12 protein-coding genes are annotated in these 16,122 nt (G+C 41.8%); 4 read left to right on the top strand and 8 right to left on the bottom strand.

The features are described from left to right. Window positions 1-296: 296 nt before the first annotated feature. Complete coding sequence (locus tag J8L86_RS06800; RefSeq protein WP_211029452.1) at window positions 297-941, top strand: hypothetical protein; 645 nt, start codon at window positions 297-299, stop codon at window positions 939-941. 102 nt (window positions 942-1,043) lie between these two features. Here J8L86_RS06800 and lysS read toward each other — a convergent pair whose 3' ends face one another. The 3 genes from lysS to J8L86_RS06785 form a co-directional block, all read right to left on the bottom strand. Continuing rightward, window positions 1,044-2,546, bottom strand: a complete 1,503-nt coding sequence (gene lysS / locus J8L86_RS06795; RefSeq protein ID WP_065109468.1) for a lysine--tRNA ligase — start codon at window positions 2,544-2,546, stop codon at window positions 1,044-1,046. Between the two features lie 12 nt (window positions 2,547-2,558). Beyond that, window positions 2,559-3,657 (bottom strand): peptide chain release factor 2 gene (gene prfB / locus J8L86_RS06790; protein ID WP_197495536.1). Its coding sequence is split into 2 segments (ribosomal slippage): window positions 2,559-3,581 and window positions 3,583-3,657, totalling 1,098 coding nucleotides; the frame shifts between segments, so codons are not numbered across the junction. Between the two features lie 278 nt (window positions 3,658-3,935). Then, window positions 3,936-5,600 (bottom strand): methyl-accepting chemotaxis protein, encoded by a 1,665-nt coding sequence (locus J8L86_RS06785; protein WP_211029615.1) that lies wholly within the window; start codon window positions 5,598-5,600, stop codon window positions 3,936-3,938. Between the two features lie 446 nt (window positions 5,601-6,046). Here J8L86_RS06785 and fdhF point away from each other — a divergent pair, with 446 nt between their 5' ends. Continuing rightward, on the top strand, window positions 6,047-10,327 hold the full coding sequence (fdhF, locus tag J8L86_RS06780; RefSeq protein WP_211029450.1) for a formate dehydrogenase subunit alpha: 4,281 nt from the start codon (window positions 6,047-6,049) through the stop codon (window positions 10,325-10,327). Window positions 10,328-10,393: 66 nt separating this feature from the next. Here the strand turns inward: fdhF and chrA are convergent, their stop codons facing one another. Next, the gene (gene chrA / locus J8L86_RS06775) at window positions 10,394-11,548 is read right to left on the bottom strand and encodes a chromate efflux transporter (RefSeq protein ID WP_211029448.1); all 1,155 of its coding nucleotides are present in this window, start codon (window positions 11,546-11,548) and stop codon (window positions 10,394-10,396) included. 200 nt (window positions 11,549-11,748) lie between these two features. Then, window positions 11,749-12,201, bottom strand: a complete 453-nt coding sequence (locus tag J8L86_RS06770) for a MarR family transcriptional regulator (RefSeq protein WP_055024912.1) — start codon at window positions 12,199-12,201, stop codon at window positions 11,749-11,751. A gap of 235 nt (window positions 12,202-12,436) precedes the next feature. On the opposite strand from J8L86_RS06770, the gene J8L86_RS06765 reads away from it, so the two are divergent. Together J8L86_RS06765 and J8L86_RS06760 are read left to right on the top strand one after the other, a co-directional pair. Further along, the gene (locus tag J8L86_RS06765) at window positions 12,437-12,637 is read left to right on the top strand and encodes a hypothetical protein (RefSeq protein WP_055024913.1); all 201 of its coding nucleotides are present in this window, start codon (window positions 12,437-12,439) and stop codon (window positions 12,635-12,637) included. 107 nt (window positions 12,638-12,744) lie between these two features. Next, window positions 12,745-13,377, top strand: a complete 633-nt coding sequence (locus tag J8L86_RS06760; protein WP_197495535.1) for an MliC family protein — start codon at window positions 12,745-12,747, stop codon at window positions 13,375-13,377. Window positions 13,378-13,613: 236 nt separating this feature from the next. Here the strand turns inward: J8L86_RS06760 and J8L86_RS06755 are convergent, their stop codons facing one another. From J8L86_RS06755 to J8L86_RS06745, 3 genes are all read right to left on the bottom strand, one after another. Further along, a complete protein-coding gene (locus tag J8L86_RS06755) occupies window positions 13,614-14,000 on the bottom strand; it encodes a glycine zipper family protein (protein ID WP_055024915.1) in 387 nt (128 codons plus the stop codon). Window positions 14,001-14,242: 242 nt separating this feature from the next. Then, window positions 14,243-14,941, bottom strand: coding sequence for a DUF3581 domain-containing protein (locus J8L86_RS06750; protein WP_055024916.1), 699 nt, complete (start codon window positions 14,939-14,941; stop codon window positions 14,243-14,245). Window positions 14,942-15,080: 139 nt separating this feature from the next. After that, a complete protein-coding gene (locus J8L86_RS06745; RefSeq protein WP_211029446.1) occupies window positions 15,081-16,061 on the bottom strand; it encodes a sterol desaturase family protein in 981 nt (326 codons plus the stop codon). Between the last annotated feature and the right edge of the window lie 61 nt (window positions 16,062-16,122).

The raw sequence follows: 16,122 nt of genomic DNA, 5'->3' as shown, positions 1-16,122 counted from the left end.
TAGCATGCGGAGCAACACTTCGCGGGAGCGACACGGGCAAGAAGTGTAATAGCCAAGAGGGTGATTGTTGTGGCTTTGCTTATCTCCTTCTTGCCGGGATGGGTGGACAACCACAAGTTTGACTTATGAATGGTTATCAAAAAAATAATATTAAAATAATCATATAGACTAGTATACTAAAAAGGTTTTAGTAAAATAAACAGATACTTATATTAAATTACAAACGATGAACCTCTATAGTCAAGATTAATAATCACCAACTGAATTAAGAACTTTGTATATAAAAGGAATTTGTTATGCATCTACTCAAAGCTGTTGGAGCTTTTTCAATTATTTTAATATCGCTATTGATAATTTCTCCCCAAACAGTTCCCGAGAAGAAAGTTAATTCAATTGATAAAATTTCAACTGCTGCAATTTTTGACTCGTTAAGTGAAGACTTATCAGAACAAAAAGTCCAATCTGCAATCCAAATTCTAAATGAGCTAGATTCCTCTGAAACATTATCAGTTTCTAGAAAAATTCAATTGCACCTAGCACTAAGAGAAATAGACCCTAAAAATCCTGTTATACAAAAAAATATTAATCAATTACAAAAAGACCACAGTAAAACTGCTGAGAAATCTACATCTTCAACAAGAAGATCAAGTATGATAGAAAAAATTGGTGATATGGATTACACCAGTATTTGCCAAACAGCTGGCTATATTATTCGTGAGAAACTTACGAATAGGTTCAAAACCATTAACTCACAATGTTCACTGAAGCCTTTAGGTTTGAACCAAATTGAAATTCATTCTGGGTATCTATCACCAATAAATCTTACTGAAATTAGGTATATTGCAAAAGGTAGAGTCAACAAAAATACACTCACCCTTGAAAAAATAAAAGTTATTGGAGTTGATAAAGAGTTTATCCAAATGAGTGATTTCGGGTTTTAATAGGAATGACTTTGTAAAGCACCACCCACAAAAAACCAGCCACTTTTCCAAGTAGGCTGGTTTTTTAATGGTGATTATTAAGCCAACGGCTTAATCCAACAATTACCCTTGTGGGCGCATTGCTGGGAATAAAATCACGTCACGGATAGTGTGAGTGTTAGTAAACAACATCACTAAACGATCGATACCAATACCTTGACCTGCAGTTGGTGGTAAGCCGTGCTCTAGTGCTGTGATGTAATCAGCATCGTAGAACATTGCTTCGTCATCACCAGCATCTTTAGCATCAACTTGTGCTTTAAAGCGGTTGTCTTGATCTTCTGCATCGTTAAGCTCAGAGAAACCATTCGCGACTTCACGGCCGCCGATGAAGAACTCGAAACGGTCGGTGATGAAGTGGTTTTCGTCATTGCGACGTGCAAGTGGTGAGATGTCAGCTGGGTAACCCGTAATGAACGTAGGTTGCATTAACTGTGGCTCTGCCGTTTCACCGAAGATTTCTTCAAGAAGTTGACCACAAGTCCAGAATTTCTCGATTGTCATGCCAATGCTTTTCGCAAGGTTACGCATAAACTCAACGTCTTTCACTTCTTCATAAGTCATAGACTGAATCGTTTCGTTGTCTGGGTTGTACTTCTTAATCGCATCCAACATGCTCATACGTGCGTATGGGCCACCAAAATCAACGGTGTGCTCGCCATATGGCAGTTGTGGTGAACCACAAAGTTCAGTTGCGATTGAACTTAGCATTTCTTCTGTTAAGTCCATTAGGTCGTTGTAATCAGCATACGCCATATAGAATTCCATCATAGTGAATTCTGGGTTATGACGTGGCGATAAACCTTCGTTACGGAAGTTACGGTTAACTTCAAACACACGTTCAAAACCACCAACAACAAGACGTTTTAGGTAAAGTTCTGGCGCAATACGTAAGTACATTTCTATGTCTAACGCATTGTGATGTGTAATAAATGGACGAGCTGAAGCGCCACCTGGGATGCTGTGCATCATTGGGGTTTCAACTTCCATGAACTCTTTTTTCACCATGAAGTTACGAATAGCAGTAACGACTTTAGAGCGCATGATGAAGGCTTCACGTGAGTCTTCGTTAACGATTAGATCAACGTAGCGCTGACGGTAGCGCGTTTCTTGATCTGATAGACCGTGGAATTTTTCTGGTAGTGGACGCAATGCTTTTGTTAGCAATTGGTACTCTTCCATGTTCACGTATAAATCGCCTTTACCTGAAAGGTGAAGTTGACCGGTTACGCCGACGATGTCACCAATGTCTAAACCTTGGTAAGTCGCTTTTAAATCTTTTTGAACATCTTTACCTGCATAAGCTTGAATGCGGCCAGATACATCTTGAATAACCAAGAATGGACCACGTTTAGCCATAACACGACCCGCAATAGAACGTTGAACGCCCATTTCTTCTAGCTCAGGCTTAGTGTAGTGGCCGTATTCTTTTTGAATATCAGCAGCCTTGTGTTTTCGATCGAAGTTGTTCGGGTGACCATTAGCAGGGCAGTTTTCGCGGATGTGATCTAGTTTCGCGCGACGTTCTGCAATTAACTTGTTTTCGTCTTGGGTTTGTTCAGTCATCTTCTTCTCTCGTTAAAGGCCAGATTTCAGGCTAGCTTCAATAAACTTGTCCAAGTCGCCATCTAAGACGCTTTGGGTATTTCGGTTTTCAACACCAGTACGTAAATCTTTAATACGGGCGTCATCAAGCACGTACGAACGGATTTGACTGCCCCAACCAATATCGGATTTGGCGTCTTCCGCGGCTTGCTTATCAGCATTTTGTTTGAGCATTTCTAACTCATACAGTTTTGCTTTTAACTGTTTCATTGCAGCGTCGCGGTTCTTATGTTGCGAACGGTCATTTTGACACTGCACGACCGTGTTGGTCGGTAAGTGGGTAATACGAATTGCAGATTCTGTTTTGTTAACGTGCTGTCCACCCGCACCAGATGCGCGGTAGGTATCGACACGTAAATCTGCTGGATTGATATCAATCTCAATCGAATCATCAATTTCTGGGTAAACGAATACCGAGCAGAAAGAAGTATGACGCTTACCAGACGAATCAAACGGTGACTTACGCACTAAACGATGAACACCAGTTTCTGTACGCAGTGAACCAAAAGCGTATTCGCCAGTAAACTTGATGGTTGCGCCTTTAATACCAGCAACATCACCGTCGGTTACTTCCATTAATTCTGGTTTGTAATCGTGAGCTTCACCCCAACGCAGGTACATACGCAACACCATGTTTGCCCAATCTTGGGCTTCGGTACCGCCTGAACCTGATTGAATATCTAAATAGCAATCTGATGCATCATGTGGTCCTGAGAACATACGACGGAACTCAAGTTCCTCTAGACGTTTCTCAAGATCTTCTAGCTCAGAACTCGCATCGTTAAAGGTTTCTTCGTCCTCTTCTTCAACGGCAAGCTCAACCAGTCCTTCAATATCTTCAAGGCCACTGTCCATATCATCAATGGTTTTGACCACTGCCTCTAAAGATGAACGCTCTTTACCCAATGCTTGGGCGTTATCAGGATCGTTCCATACTTCGGCACTTTCTAACTCTCGGGTGACTTCTTCTAAACGCTCTTGCTTAGCAGCGTAGTCAAAGATACCCCCGAAGAAGTTCGGTGCGGTCAGCGAGTTCCTTGATCTTGAATTTAACTGGATTTACTTCAAACATGATGATTTCTACTTTATGGAAATTTAGATTGCTGCAAACCGAGTATTCTAACCTATCGCTAGCGCTAAACCTAGGTCGTTTTAATGACTTTTTGTCACTTTAGTTGGCCATGATTACAATCAAGTAAGTTGAATAAGTTTGATGAACACATTAACTGACCATTTATGAATTAATTAGACATAAAAAAGAGCCAAGCAACAAACGTTGCAATGGCTCTTTTATCTCAGTAAATACAATGAAATTAACTCACTGTTGAGCTTTATAATTCAATAATGGATTTACACCTTAAATTGACTCACCAATGTCGATAAGTAATCGCCAGAGCTTGCAACAGAAGTACTGACCTCAGCCGCTTGCTGGCTAGATGACAGCAGCTCATTAACGATTTCTTGCACCGAGGTGATATTGCGATTAATTTCTTCCGTTACTGAGCTTTGCTCTGTCGCAGCTGTCGCAATCTGGGTACTCATGTCATTAATGCTAGTCACAGACGATGTCACCGCACCTAAACTTTCTGAAATCGCTTTGGATGAGTCCACTGAGCGCACACCACTTTTTTGGCTTTGCTCCATTGCATCAACGGCTTGCCCCACTAACTTATGTAGTTCAGATAGCATTTCATTAATCTCGACAGTGCTAGCCTGAGTACGACTTGCCAAGCTACGTACCTCATCAGCAACCACTGCAAAACCACGACCTTGCTCTCCTGCCCTTGCTGCTTCAATAGCCGCGTTCAATGCCAATAAGTTGGTTTGCTCCGCAATACCGCCAATCACAGATAACACTGAATTAATCTTTTTAGACTGCTCACTAAGTGAAGAAATATTATCAGCAGCGCTGTCGATTTGATTCATTAATTGCGACACTTCATTTAATGAAATATCCACACACTCTTGAGCCTTTAACACATAGTCTGAAGCATCATCGGTTGCTTCGGCCACACTATTGGTATTTTGCGCAACATCATTAGCGGTCGCCGACATTTCAGTAATCGCGGTAACGATTTGATCGACTTCGCTGTTGTGGCTATATAGCTGATTTGAAATGGTTACCGTTTGATCGTTTATGGTTTTTGCTGCGCCTTTAACCTCATCAGTTGCGCCTGAAACCTCGGTAATGATCGCCTGCAGTTTTTCAACAAACAGGTTAAAAGCAAGACCAAGTTGTGCAATCTCATCTTTACCGCTCACTGTTAACCGCTTTGTTAAATCACCTTCACCTTTTGCAATGTCGTTTAAAGACTCTGCCATGTTCTGGATTGGTGATACCATTTTGTGTGAGGCGAATACGACAATCATGCCTGTGACTAACGCTAATATGATGGCAAGAAGTAGAAACATCCCTACTTGTTCATTCATCTTCTCTTGTGTGTACTGACGATATTCAGTGATGGATGCTTCAATATCATCAATGTATGCACCAGTACCCAGCATCCAGTTGGAGTTAGGGATCATCACAGCATAACCGAGCTTTTCAACTAACTCGTTACTTCCTGGTTTGCGATAAAAGTAAGTAAAACTGCCCTTACCTGATTTAGCCGCATCTAATAACCCCACAACAATTTTGGTGCCATTAGGGTCTGCCATATCAATTTTATTTTGCCCTTCCAACGAATCGTTAACGCCATGAAAAATACTCAAACCGCTATCGTCATAAATGTAGAAGTAGCCAGCACTGCCAAATCTCAGTGCACGAAGTGCCGTTTTAAAGTTTCCGTTATCACCTAGGCTACGCTGATATTCATAAACTGCTGTGGCAATTTCTAACTGCTCTTTCATTTGATTGTTGCGTTCTGCTATCAATTCAGAGCGAAAATGTTGAATGTCTTCTTCTAGTGCGCTCTTCTCAGTAAAATAATAAATGCTCAGCATCACTGCTAAAATGAAACTAAGGGGAATTAATGCTAAACCTAATAATTTATTACGCAGGGACAAGTTTGACATCATGTTGTAACTCTCTCTCGATTCTTGTTATGGCATAATTATAGTTACAAAAAAGCATTCATTCTGATACATGTGTAACTTTTTAGTAAACAACTCGTGAGCTAGATCAAATAAAGCTTAATTAGCAGCATACACATGCACATTCATCTGAATAGTAACTACTTTCCATTAAAAGGCTGATTTATTGGTTAGTTAGCGTCAGGCACCATTAAGCCACCTTGATCCCACCTTAGATCAAGATCAAACAAACCCTTTTTTTGCGAAGCACAAGCAAGCCTTTCAGTTTAAATATTAGCAAGCGCACATAAATACAGCATGATGTGAGCAACACAACAAAACCTAGCCCCATATTCCTCAGTTAATGTAGATCTAATAAAAATCGGTATATTTTGTAGAACTAATAAAAGGCATGTAAAGCCAACAAAGAATCAAACAAGGCCTACAAGATGATTACACTCAACATAGACGGCAAATCATTGTCGGTTCATAGTGGAAGGAATCTTCTCCAAGCTGCACAGGAAGCAGGCATCCTTATTCCGAGTTTGTGTGACTCAACCTCGCCACAGTCAGCGCACAAACAAGACTGCAATTTGTGTGTAGTCGATATCAATAATAATGACGGTAGTTGCCGCAAAGCTAAGGCTTGTAAGACCCAAGTTACCGACAATATGCACGTCACCACCCAGAGCGCAGAATTAAGTGAACTTCGCCGTGATGCATTAACCCATATTTTGTCTGATCATTTTGCTGACTGTGAAGCGCCCTGCCAGCAAGCTTGCCCTGCAGGTGTGGATATTCAAAGTTACTTATTTCATATCGCCCAAGGTAATCACACTGAAGCGGTAAAAATAATTAAACAAACCTTACCGTTACCATTATCTATCGGCCGAGTTTGCCCAGCATTTTGTGAGGCTGAGTGCCGCCGTAGCTTAGTTGATGAGCCCGTAGCGATTCGCCAATTAAAGCGCCACGCGGCAGATTTAGATTTAGCTGATGAGCACAGTTATCAAATTGAACGTCAACCAGATACCGGTAAGAAAGTCGCCATCATTGGCAGTGGTCCTGCTGGATTAAGCGCAGGCTATTTTTTAGCAAATCAAGGCCATGAAGTCCGCATTATCGAATCAATGCCGCAAGCTGGCGGTTGGCTGCGTTACGGCATTCCTGAATACCGCTTACCTAAAGCAATCCTTGATAAAGAAATCGCCTTATTAACCGCTAATGGGTTAACGATTTCAACCAATACCCGACTGGGTGAAGATGTTCATTTAAAGCAATTAACTGATGATTATGATGCAGTTTGTTTAGCCATTGGCGCACAAAAAGCCGTGCCAATGAATTATCCCGGTAGCGACTTAACAGGCTGTTACTTAGGCGTTGATTACCTACGTGATTATTGCACCGATAAGCGTTTTGTCATTGGTAAAAAAGTCGCTGTCATTGGTGGTGGTAACACGACCATTGACTGTGCTCGCACCGCAGTACGCGCTGGCCATGATGTCACTATTATCTATCGTCGTACTCGTGATGCCATGCCAGCTGAGCCTTATGAAATCCACGAGGCGGAAGTTGAAGGCGTTAAGTTTCACTTTCTGACTAACCCCGTTGAAAACATCAGCGATGAAAATGGTCATGTCACAGCAATTAATTTAGCTAAAATGGCATTAGGTGAACCAGACTCATCTGGCAGGCGTTCACCTAAAGCAACTGGCGAAACCTTTATTGAAGCCTTTGATACTGTCATTGCTGCCGTATCACAAACCCCAGATATGAGCTTTTTAGAACACCCTGACAGTTACTTAACCAGTGGTGAAATTGCCTTAAGTCGCTGGAATACCTTTATAGGCTGCGAGCACACCATGTCTGCAGGGGTTGATAAATTGTTTGTGATTGGTGATTCACGCACAGGTCCTGCCACCGCTGTTGCTGCGATTGGTGATGGCCGCAAAGCAGCTGTTGCCATTGATAAACTGCTCAATCAAGGTTTGAGCTGTGAGCTAACGCCACAACAATTTAATGCCACTAAAGCCCCAAAAACAGCGTCACTAAGTACAGGACTTGGTGCAGACCTTTACCCGAGTACCAAGCCTGAGGCTCGTTATAAAATGGCTGAACTCACAGCCATTGAACGCCAACTTAACTTTAATGAAGTGGAACAAGGTTTTGAACATAGTGAGGCGATGAAAGAAGCGGCTCGCTGTTTAGAGTGTGCTTGTCAGGCTAACACTGATTGTAAACTGCGAGACTACGCCACTGAATATCATGTGGATGCTAAAGCACTCGATACCACACAAATGCAGCAGTTTGCCGTCGATAAGACCAGCCCGTTTATTCAGTTTGATGCCAACCGCTGCATCAGCTGCGGCAAATGCGTCGATGTGTGTGGTCGGCAAAGTGGCCATCATGCCATTCGATTTGAAAAAGACAGCTTTCAAGCGCTGCCCACTGATGTCATCGCTGAAACAGAACGCACTCGTCAAGCCCCTCGAGTGGGCTTTAAAGCAACGATGGCAGACAGTGATTGCGTTCAATGTGGTAACTGCGTGCAAGTTTGCCCAACTGGAGCATTGGTTGATGCACGTGATAAGCGTCAAGGCAGTCAGGAACAACTTAACACCACATCAACCATATGTACTTACTGCGGTGTGGGCTGTCGAATTAACGTCAGCGTATCACCATCCACAGGTAGAATATGCCATGTAGAAGGCAGCAATGATTCAGACGTAAACGAAGGTATGTTGTGCGTTAAAGGTCGTTTTGGTTATGACTTTATTCAAAGTGAGCAACGTCTTACCACGCCGCTTATTCGTAAAAATGGCGAACTAATTCCTTGCAGCTGGGATGAAGCCATAGACACCATTGCAGATAAATTCGCTCAGGTAAAAGCTAATAAAGGCGGTGATGCGATTGCCACCTTAGCTTCTGCTAAAGCCACCAACGAAGATAACTATTTGCTGCAAAAGTTCGTTCGTAGTGTGCTCGGTACCAACAATATTGATCACTGCGCCCGCCTATGTCATGCCAGTACCGTATCAGCGCTGCAGCAAAGTTTAGGTAGTGGCGCGATGACAAGCGATATCCCAGGAATTAAAGATTCGGATTTGATCTTTATTTTAGGCTCAGATACTTGTAATGCTCACCCAATCATTGCATCTAAAATCAAACAAGCGATCCGTCATCACGGTGCACGCTTGATGGTCGCCGATCCTAAACACGTATCTATTGCAGACGAAGCCGAACTCTATGTGGCGCAAAAGCCTGGAACCGATGTTGCCTTAATCAATGCCATTATGGCCGAAATCATCCGCAATGATTGGCATGATAAAGATTATATTGCCGAGCATACCGATGGCTTTGACGCAGTTATCCATACGGTAAAGCAACCTAAATACTCGTTAGAAAATGCCGCTAAAGTCTGCGGTATTAATGCAGAAAAAATTGCCCAGATGGCAAGGTTGATCGGCACTGCTAAAAAGACTGCGATTTACTATGCAATGGGCATTACGCAACATACTTCTGGCCATGACAATGTCACTGCAATTTCCAATCTGCAAATGCTATGCGGTAACTTAGGTCAATCTGGCGCGGGTATTAACCCACTGCGTGGCCAAAGTAATGTGCAAGGTGCTTGCGATATGGGCGCGTTGCCGCAATATTACACTGGCTATCAAAAGGTCGATAATCCAGATGTACAAGCGAAATTTGAGCAGCATTGGGATACTTCTTTATCGCCAAATGTGGGACTCACAGCGACAGAGGTGATGCATGCAATCACTAAAAATAAAGTCGATGCGCTTTACGTGATGGGTGAAAACCCAGTGCTTAGCGATCCCGATCAAGCTCACGTGTTAGCTGCACTAGAGAAAATACCGCTTCTTGTTGTGCAAGATATCTTTTTGACAGAAACAGCTAAAATGGCCGATATCGTGTTACCAGCTGCATCGTTTGCTGAAAAGCTCGGCCACTTCACCAATACAGAGCGCCGTGTGCAGCGGTTGCAACCCGTGCTCCCACCACCCGGTCTTGCTAAGCAAGACTGGAAAATAGTTCACGCTATTGCCAACAAAATGGGGGCTAATTGGGATTATGCTAATGAGCAAGCCATTACTAATGAGATAAACCTAGTGACGCCGCAATATCAAGGCATCACTTGGGACAGGCTCGACAATGATGCACAAGGCAAACCTAGCAAAGGTATTCAATGGCCATGTGTCAATGAGCAAGACTCGGGCACTGCGGTATTACATCAACATGGACCAATAAAAGGTAAAGGCTTATTTACTGCGGTTGAACATCGAAGTCCTGCGGAGCCAATTGATGATGAATACCCATTAGTGTTATCTACAGGTCGCTTGTTGGAACAATTCCATACGGGCACTTTGAGCCGTAAAACCCAAGGCTTGGATAAGCTGGGCTCACCAAGAGTCATGATATCGGTGTTTGATGCAGAGCAATTGGGCGTAAAAAATGGTGATACCTTGAAACTATCAACTCGTCGAGGTGAAATTGAAATCAACGCCTTTGTAACCAAACGAGCTCAAGCTGGCGTGTTATTTTTGCCGTTCCATTTTGCTGAGTCTGCGGCAAATAAACTCACCATCAATGCCATTGACCCTGTGGCCAAAATCCCAGAGTTCAAGGTGTGCGCGGTAAAAGCGGAGCGTGTTTCCAAACCTGTTCTCAGCCAGAAAGTGAGCAGCAATCAAGCTGACCCCGCATTAGCTTAACCCTCGATATCACTTCAGATAAACAAAAAAGGCAGCGTAATCGCTGCCTTTTGTATGCTTAACGGTTTAATTTACCAGACTGATTAAAGCACCTGTCGCGGCAAAGCCCAATACCAATAATACGATGTTAGGCTTGGCAATTTTAAGCACCGCAAAACCGATTAACACAAGTGCCATATCAATCGGTTCAATAACCGCTGAAGTAAACACGGGACTATACAATGCAGCGAGTAACAGTCCGACTACCGAAGCGTTAACGCCAGCAATCGCACCTGATATAGCTGGGCGTTCACTGATAGCATGCCAGCTTTTTAATCCCACCAGCATTAATAAAAAGCCCGGAATAAAAATCGCAAGCGTTGCGACAATCGCCCCTAAAATCGGTTGCTCCAGCCACAAATCAGCCCCTAAAAATGTGGCAAGGGTAAACATTGGACCAGGCACTGCTTGCGCTAACGCATAACCCGTTAAGAATCGATCTGAATCTACCAACTCACCAACATTAGCTTCAAGCAGCGGCAGTACCACGTGACCGCCACCAAAAACTAAACTACCCACTTGATAAAACTGAGCAAAAACTTGACCTAATGTGCCGGTTTGATTAATCAAATAAAAACTACTGAGCAAACCTAGGATAAATACCGCAAGCCAGCCATAATTCAAGGTTATTGGCGTATTTTCTGGGGTAATATTTTCACCTTTTGTCAGCACGACAAAGCCAATAATTGCTGCAAGTAATAAGACAACTATTTGGGTCAGTAAAGATGGAAATAACATTATACTTGCTGCGGTTGCAACCATTAATACCCGTGCGGTTTTACGTTGACAAAATTGACCAAACATCGCCAATGTGGCATCAGCAACGACGACAACAGCGAGCAACTTTAATCCATGTATAGCGCCCGATACCGCTGTGGTTTCAAGCCAGTGAGCACTGGTCACTGCTAATAAGAACAGCAAGAAAAATGAAGGTAAGGTAAAACCAACAAACGCAGCAATTGCGCCCATTAAACCGCCACGGTGATACCCAATGGCAAAGCCAACTTGACTAGAGCCTGGGCCTGGCATGAATTGGCTTAATGCAACCAAACTGCCATAACGTTTATCATCAAGCCAGTTTAGTTCGTTCACAAAGGTTTGTCTGAAATAACCAATGTGCGCAGCAGGCCCACCAAAACTAATAAAGCCTAATGCCAAAAAGCGAGTAAAAATTTGCCACATAATCAAACGACTTCCAATTCCATTTATATAAGGATTGAACTTAAATCGATTGTACTCAAACCGATTCCACTCAAACCGATTGACTCAACCAATAGTGCTCACATCAATAGTGCTCAACCCAATGTTGAAATTGATGGGTATGTTAACTTTTGAGTATATGACAGTTTAATTTAACTTTTATGACAAGCTGTAAAATTAGTTTATCCCTGTAAATGCGTTAAAGCCTTTTCACTCAAGCGCTTTAGTTCACGTAACTCTTCACTATCACCGCCGACCTTACAACGCATTAATTCTGGTATTTTTTTGGCCTTCTGCTGCAAAGCTTTGCCGTCCCCAGTAAGGTGCAACACTCTAACTCGCTCATCATCTTTATTACGATCACGGATAACCAACCCCTTGGTTTCAAGTCGTTTTAATAACGGGGTTAATGTGCCTGAATCTAAATGTAGCTTTTCGCCTAGAATTTTTACGCTAATGCCAGACTCTTTCCAAAGCACCATCATTACAAGGTATTGCGGGTAGGTCAGTGAAAGTTCATCAAGTAGCGGTCTATAAGCACGAATTAACGCATTGGTGGCACTATACATTGCAAAACAGACTTGGTTTTCAAGTGCTAATGGATCTAGGGTTTCGGTTGCAGGTACTTTACTCATGGCAAATGCTCCATGTTTTTTGGCAATATAACACTATGATTAACTATAATTTGGCCCATCTTACCACACTTTAATTGCGCACAAGTTAATCGCTTAATAGGCCGTTTAGTTTGAAGAACTTTTATCTCAAATAATTAAAGTTTGCTAAAGAGAAGCCGATAATGACATATCACCGATACCGAGTAAGGGTATCAACGTCGTATGTTAAGCCGTAACGTCAATAAAGTGAGAAACTATGTCTTTATCTATTAATTCACCATCAGCAATGCCTACAAATATTGATTCTGGTACTAGTTTAAAAGTCGCCGTAATGGCAAAAGATCAGCAAAAAGTTGAAGGCCAAATGGCTTTACAGCTAATTGAAGCTGCATTACCACAGCAATCAGCACCACAGCCAGTAGGTAATAGCGGTCATATTATTAGCACAAAAGCTTAATTCGATAGTTCAGCCAACGTTGAACAACGGCTAAAAACGCTTCATATTTAAACTGAATACGCTATGATTTGATTTATACGACCTTATAAAACAGGATGTTTATCATTATGCGTATTCAGATTTCAGCTTCGATCATTTGCCTTTTATTATTACTCCCATCTCAGTTAACTCTAGCTGAAGAGCCTGTCATGCCATCATTTGATTGCCAACAAGCTCAAGGCCAAGTTGAAGAACTCATCTGCCAAGATAGTCACTTAGCCAGTTTAGATGTTGAAATTAACGAGATGTTTACCAAACTTAAATCTCAAACCAGTAATGATGAATTATCTCAGTTAAAAGCCTTTCAGCGAGGTTGGATCAAAGGCCGTAACGATTGTTGGAAAGCAGAGAATATAAAGTCATGCGTGCAAGATTCTTATGAGTCTCGACTCACAGAGCTACAAATTGCTGCTGGCGAGTTTGAAATACCTGAGCCAATTCAATATCTATGTGGCGAAACGGCCAATGGCAATCTTACCAAAATTACCGCTTATTTTTATAATGACACCGCAATACCAGCAGCGATGCTGACGGTTTCCCCCAAGAGCCAATACCTTAAAACGACCAATTTTGCTTTGTTAACTCGCACCGCATCAGGTGCCAAATACCAAGGACAAAATTTTAGTTTTTGGACTCATCAAGGGGAAGCCATTTTCAGTCAGTTTGAGCAAGCTGATCTCAACTGTATCACTCACGAGTAATGTCGTTACCAGTCTCAGGCATCTCATATTTTCAATGACATTGGCACATAAAAAAACCATGTCATTAGACATGGTTTCAATTCAGGTTAACTGAGCGCTATTAAACCTGTATCACTCAAGGCTCATCTCATCATCAGTCTCTGAAAACTCATGTTCACAGTGACATTAGCACATAAAAAAACCATGTCATTAGACATGGTTTCAATGCAGGTTAACTGAGCACTATTGCATCTGTATTAGTTCAGTATTGTATATCCACGATTAGCCATACAGTTACGAACGACTGTTTCTTTTTCAGCTTCGTAATTTGCTTCGTTTGCACGTCTATCACGTGAGCCGCCGAGTAAACCTGATGCTACACCGATACCTGCACCAATTTTAGCGCCGTCAGAACCACTACCACCAGCGATGGCAGTACCTGCAGCGCCCACTGCAGCACCTTTAGCAGCGCTACTGATTACGCCTCTTGAGCTATCATTTTTCTGTACTTGCTGAGACATTTCAATGCATTGATGTTCGTCATAAATAAAATCTTTATCATCTACGCCAGTTTTATCATAGATAATGTTTGCACTTGCTGAAAAAGCAAAAAAACTGAGTGAAAGTAATAATAGTTTTCTCATTGGGATGCCTCAAAAATTGAAAGGGTCAATCTGCATTGCAATAACGACAAGGCTGCGCAATACAAGTAATAATAACTATCCTAGCTAAATATTAGTGTAAAAACGGAATATCGTGTTTCACGAATGGAATAATACTGTTTAATCGACTTATTGGTTTTATTGATATTTGCGTTAATTATTATGGAGCTCACACAAAAAAAGCAGCGATGATCGCTGCTTTTTATTTTCTGCATCATGCTGACTTAATTCAGTTTACTGCTTTCATAGGTATGGCACATTTGTTTAGCTTGCTCTTCGTCATATTCGCGCAGGCCGCTCAAAACAAGGGTTTTAATACCCGAACCAATAACCTTGCCTTCGCTCTTTAGTGCAAACTGCAACGTCACATCTCCACGTTTGCCGGTGATTTCCATATGCTGCTCTACCAGCTCTAAGCTCATTTCACTAAATTCAAAGGTGTCTAATTGAAAAGACATGCTTTCATAAATCACTAATGGTCTATTTGGATTTATCATCATGCCGTATTCTTTCATCATAGGCACTAATACATGGATGAAGTTGAGACCAGAAAAAGCCACATAGCTTTTAATAAACGCAGCAGTTTGGGTATCGCACTGACAAACGTCACCCTGACGTTCAATGTGAAGGTATTCTTTACCTTTAGTATCGCAAATACTAAATTGCTCCCCAGCTTGCTTATCTAGTGTGAGTTCAACACCATCACCGACCATACCTGCAAATTTAAATTGCATATTTTGACTTAAGCCAAATTCAGTTAATACCAAGGCAAACAACAAATCGCCTGGCACACAAAAGCGTTTTGCGCCGACGTTGTGGATAGGATTAAAATCTTCAGCTACCAGTTTTGCGAAGTCACTGGCTTGTTGCGCTGAAATAAAAACACTTTGGTCTTGCTTGGCATAATAAGGTGACAAAAACATATACATCCATTCATTATTATTATGTGAAAGAAATCCCTCTCTCGGTGAGTTGGGCTTTTTGTGGCATAGAGTGTACTAGAAAAACACCAAAACACTCAGCCGATGACTATAACAAGCATAAGCTGCTGAAAAAATTAATTTATTTTAACTTGGGCGAGTTTTTAAAGGAAAAATACTTACTAAAGTGTCGAAATGAATACTTAAATGGGTTCAGATATATCCCCATTAACGTATCGTGCCCAGGATTTCCTGTTACGCCAATTTTTAGCTCACTTACGCTTGATGCCTTAATCAAACTACCATAAGCCCGATCCCATATTGCTAATGCTGAACCTAAATTAGTGTCTCTATGCTCTTTGGCAATACTGTGATGCACTTGATGTTGTGCTGGGCTGATAAACCAATTCTCAAGCTTATCTCCCCATGATAGCCAAATATGGCTATGACGAAGGTTTGAGCCAAATACATTGAATAAAAATACAAACACATTAGCACCTAACACATCAAACATTTTCAAATTTGGACCAAACAGATAATAACCGATCCCAACAGCGATCCCTTGCGTGAGTGCCATACGACAAGCATACAAGTAGCTTTCCACTGGGTGACTTCGATAAATAGTGAATGGCGTCATGACAGATGCTGAGTGATGAACTTTATGAAACTCCCATAAAAACGGTACTTTATGTAACACCAGATGCAAAATAAACCGAGTAAGATCATCAAGAATAAATAACAATACAGTAAATACTGCAATCACGATGGTGAGGTTTTCGGTAAGAGGTTGGATTGAGCCAAATAGCTTCTCTAAGATATCACTGAGTCCAAGCGCTACAGGCACCATAGTAAATAACAATGGCGCAAACAACACCGCTTTTAACAGCTTGTTGCATACTAACAAGAGGTAGTCGTGTTTTGCGGAGCAGGATAAGTAAATTTCAGCAGGTAGTAAAAATTTGCCAAAGCTTTTTAACGATTTATCAGTATGCAAGCGCCAATATACTGGTAGCGCTAGTAGTATCGCTCCCACTATATAAAGCCCAAAGATACGTTTATTTGCATCTAAAGGATATGACAACAATTCACCAATATTACTCGAAAAAAACTCAACTACAGGCATGCTAACCTCTATTTGCCAGCCTTTATTGCTCACTGCAATGAGGGTTATAAAGCCTCATCCA

Origin of the sequence: Shewanella sp. MMG014, assembly GCF_018100775.1 — a bacterium.
GTDB lineage: Bacteria > Pseudomonadota > Gammaproteobacteria > Enterobacterales > Shewanellaceae > Shewanella > Shewanella japonica.
The sequence above is the reverse complement of the archived record's forward strand: the minus strand, read 5'-3'. Positions and strand labels throughout refer to the sequence as shown.

Bases quoted from the DNA above. Each gene is read 5' to 3' on its own strand.
- J8L86_RS06800 (WP_211029452.1), top strand. From the start codon at position 297: ATGCATCTACTCAAAGCTGTTGGAGCTTTTTCAATTATTTTAATATCG.
- lysS (WP_065109468.1), bottom strand. From the start codon at position 2,546: ATGACTGAACAAACCCAAGACGAAAACAAGTTAATTGCAGAACGTCGC.
- J8L86_RS06785 (WP_211029615.1), bottom strand. From the start codon at position 5,600: ATGTCAAACTTGTCCCTGCGTAATAAATTATTAGGTTTAGCATTAATT.
- fdhF (WP_211029450.1), top strand. From the start codon at position 6,047: ATGATTACACTCAACATAGACGGCAAATCATTGTCGGTTCATAGTGGA.
- chrA (WP_211029448.1), bottom strand. From the start codon at position 11,548: ATGTGGCAAATTTTTACTCGCTTTTTGGCATTAGGCTTTATTAGTTTT.
- J8L86_RS06770 (WP_055024912.1), bottom strand. From the start codon at position 12,201: ATGAGTAAAGTACCTGCAACCGAAACCCTAGATCCATTAGCACTTGAA.
- J8L86_RS06765 (WP_055024913.1), top strand. From the start codon at position 12,437: ATGTCTTTATCTATTAATTCACCATCAGCAATGCCTACAAATATTGAT.
- J8L86_RS06760 (WP_197495535.1), top strand. From the start codon at position 12,745: ATGCGTATTCAGATTTCAGCTTCGATCATTTGCCTTTTATTATTACTC.
- J8L86_RS06755 (WP_055024915.1), bottom strand. From the start codon at position 14,000: ATGAGAAAACTATTATTACTTTCACTCAGTTTTTTTGCTTTTTCAGCA.
- J8L86_RS06750 (WP_055024916.1), bottom strand. From the start codon at position 14,941: ATGTTTTTGTCACCTTATTATGCCAAGCAAGACCAAAGTGTTTTTATT.
- J8L86_RS06745 (WP_211029446.1), bottom strand. From the start codon at position 16,061: ATGCCTGTAGTTGAGTTTTTTTCGAGTAATATTGGTGAATTGTTGTCA.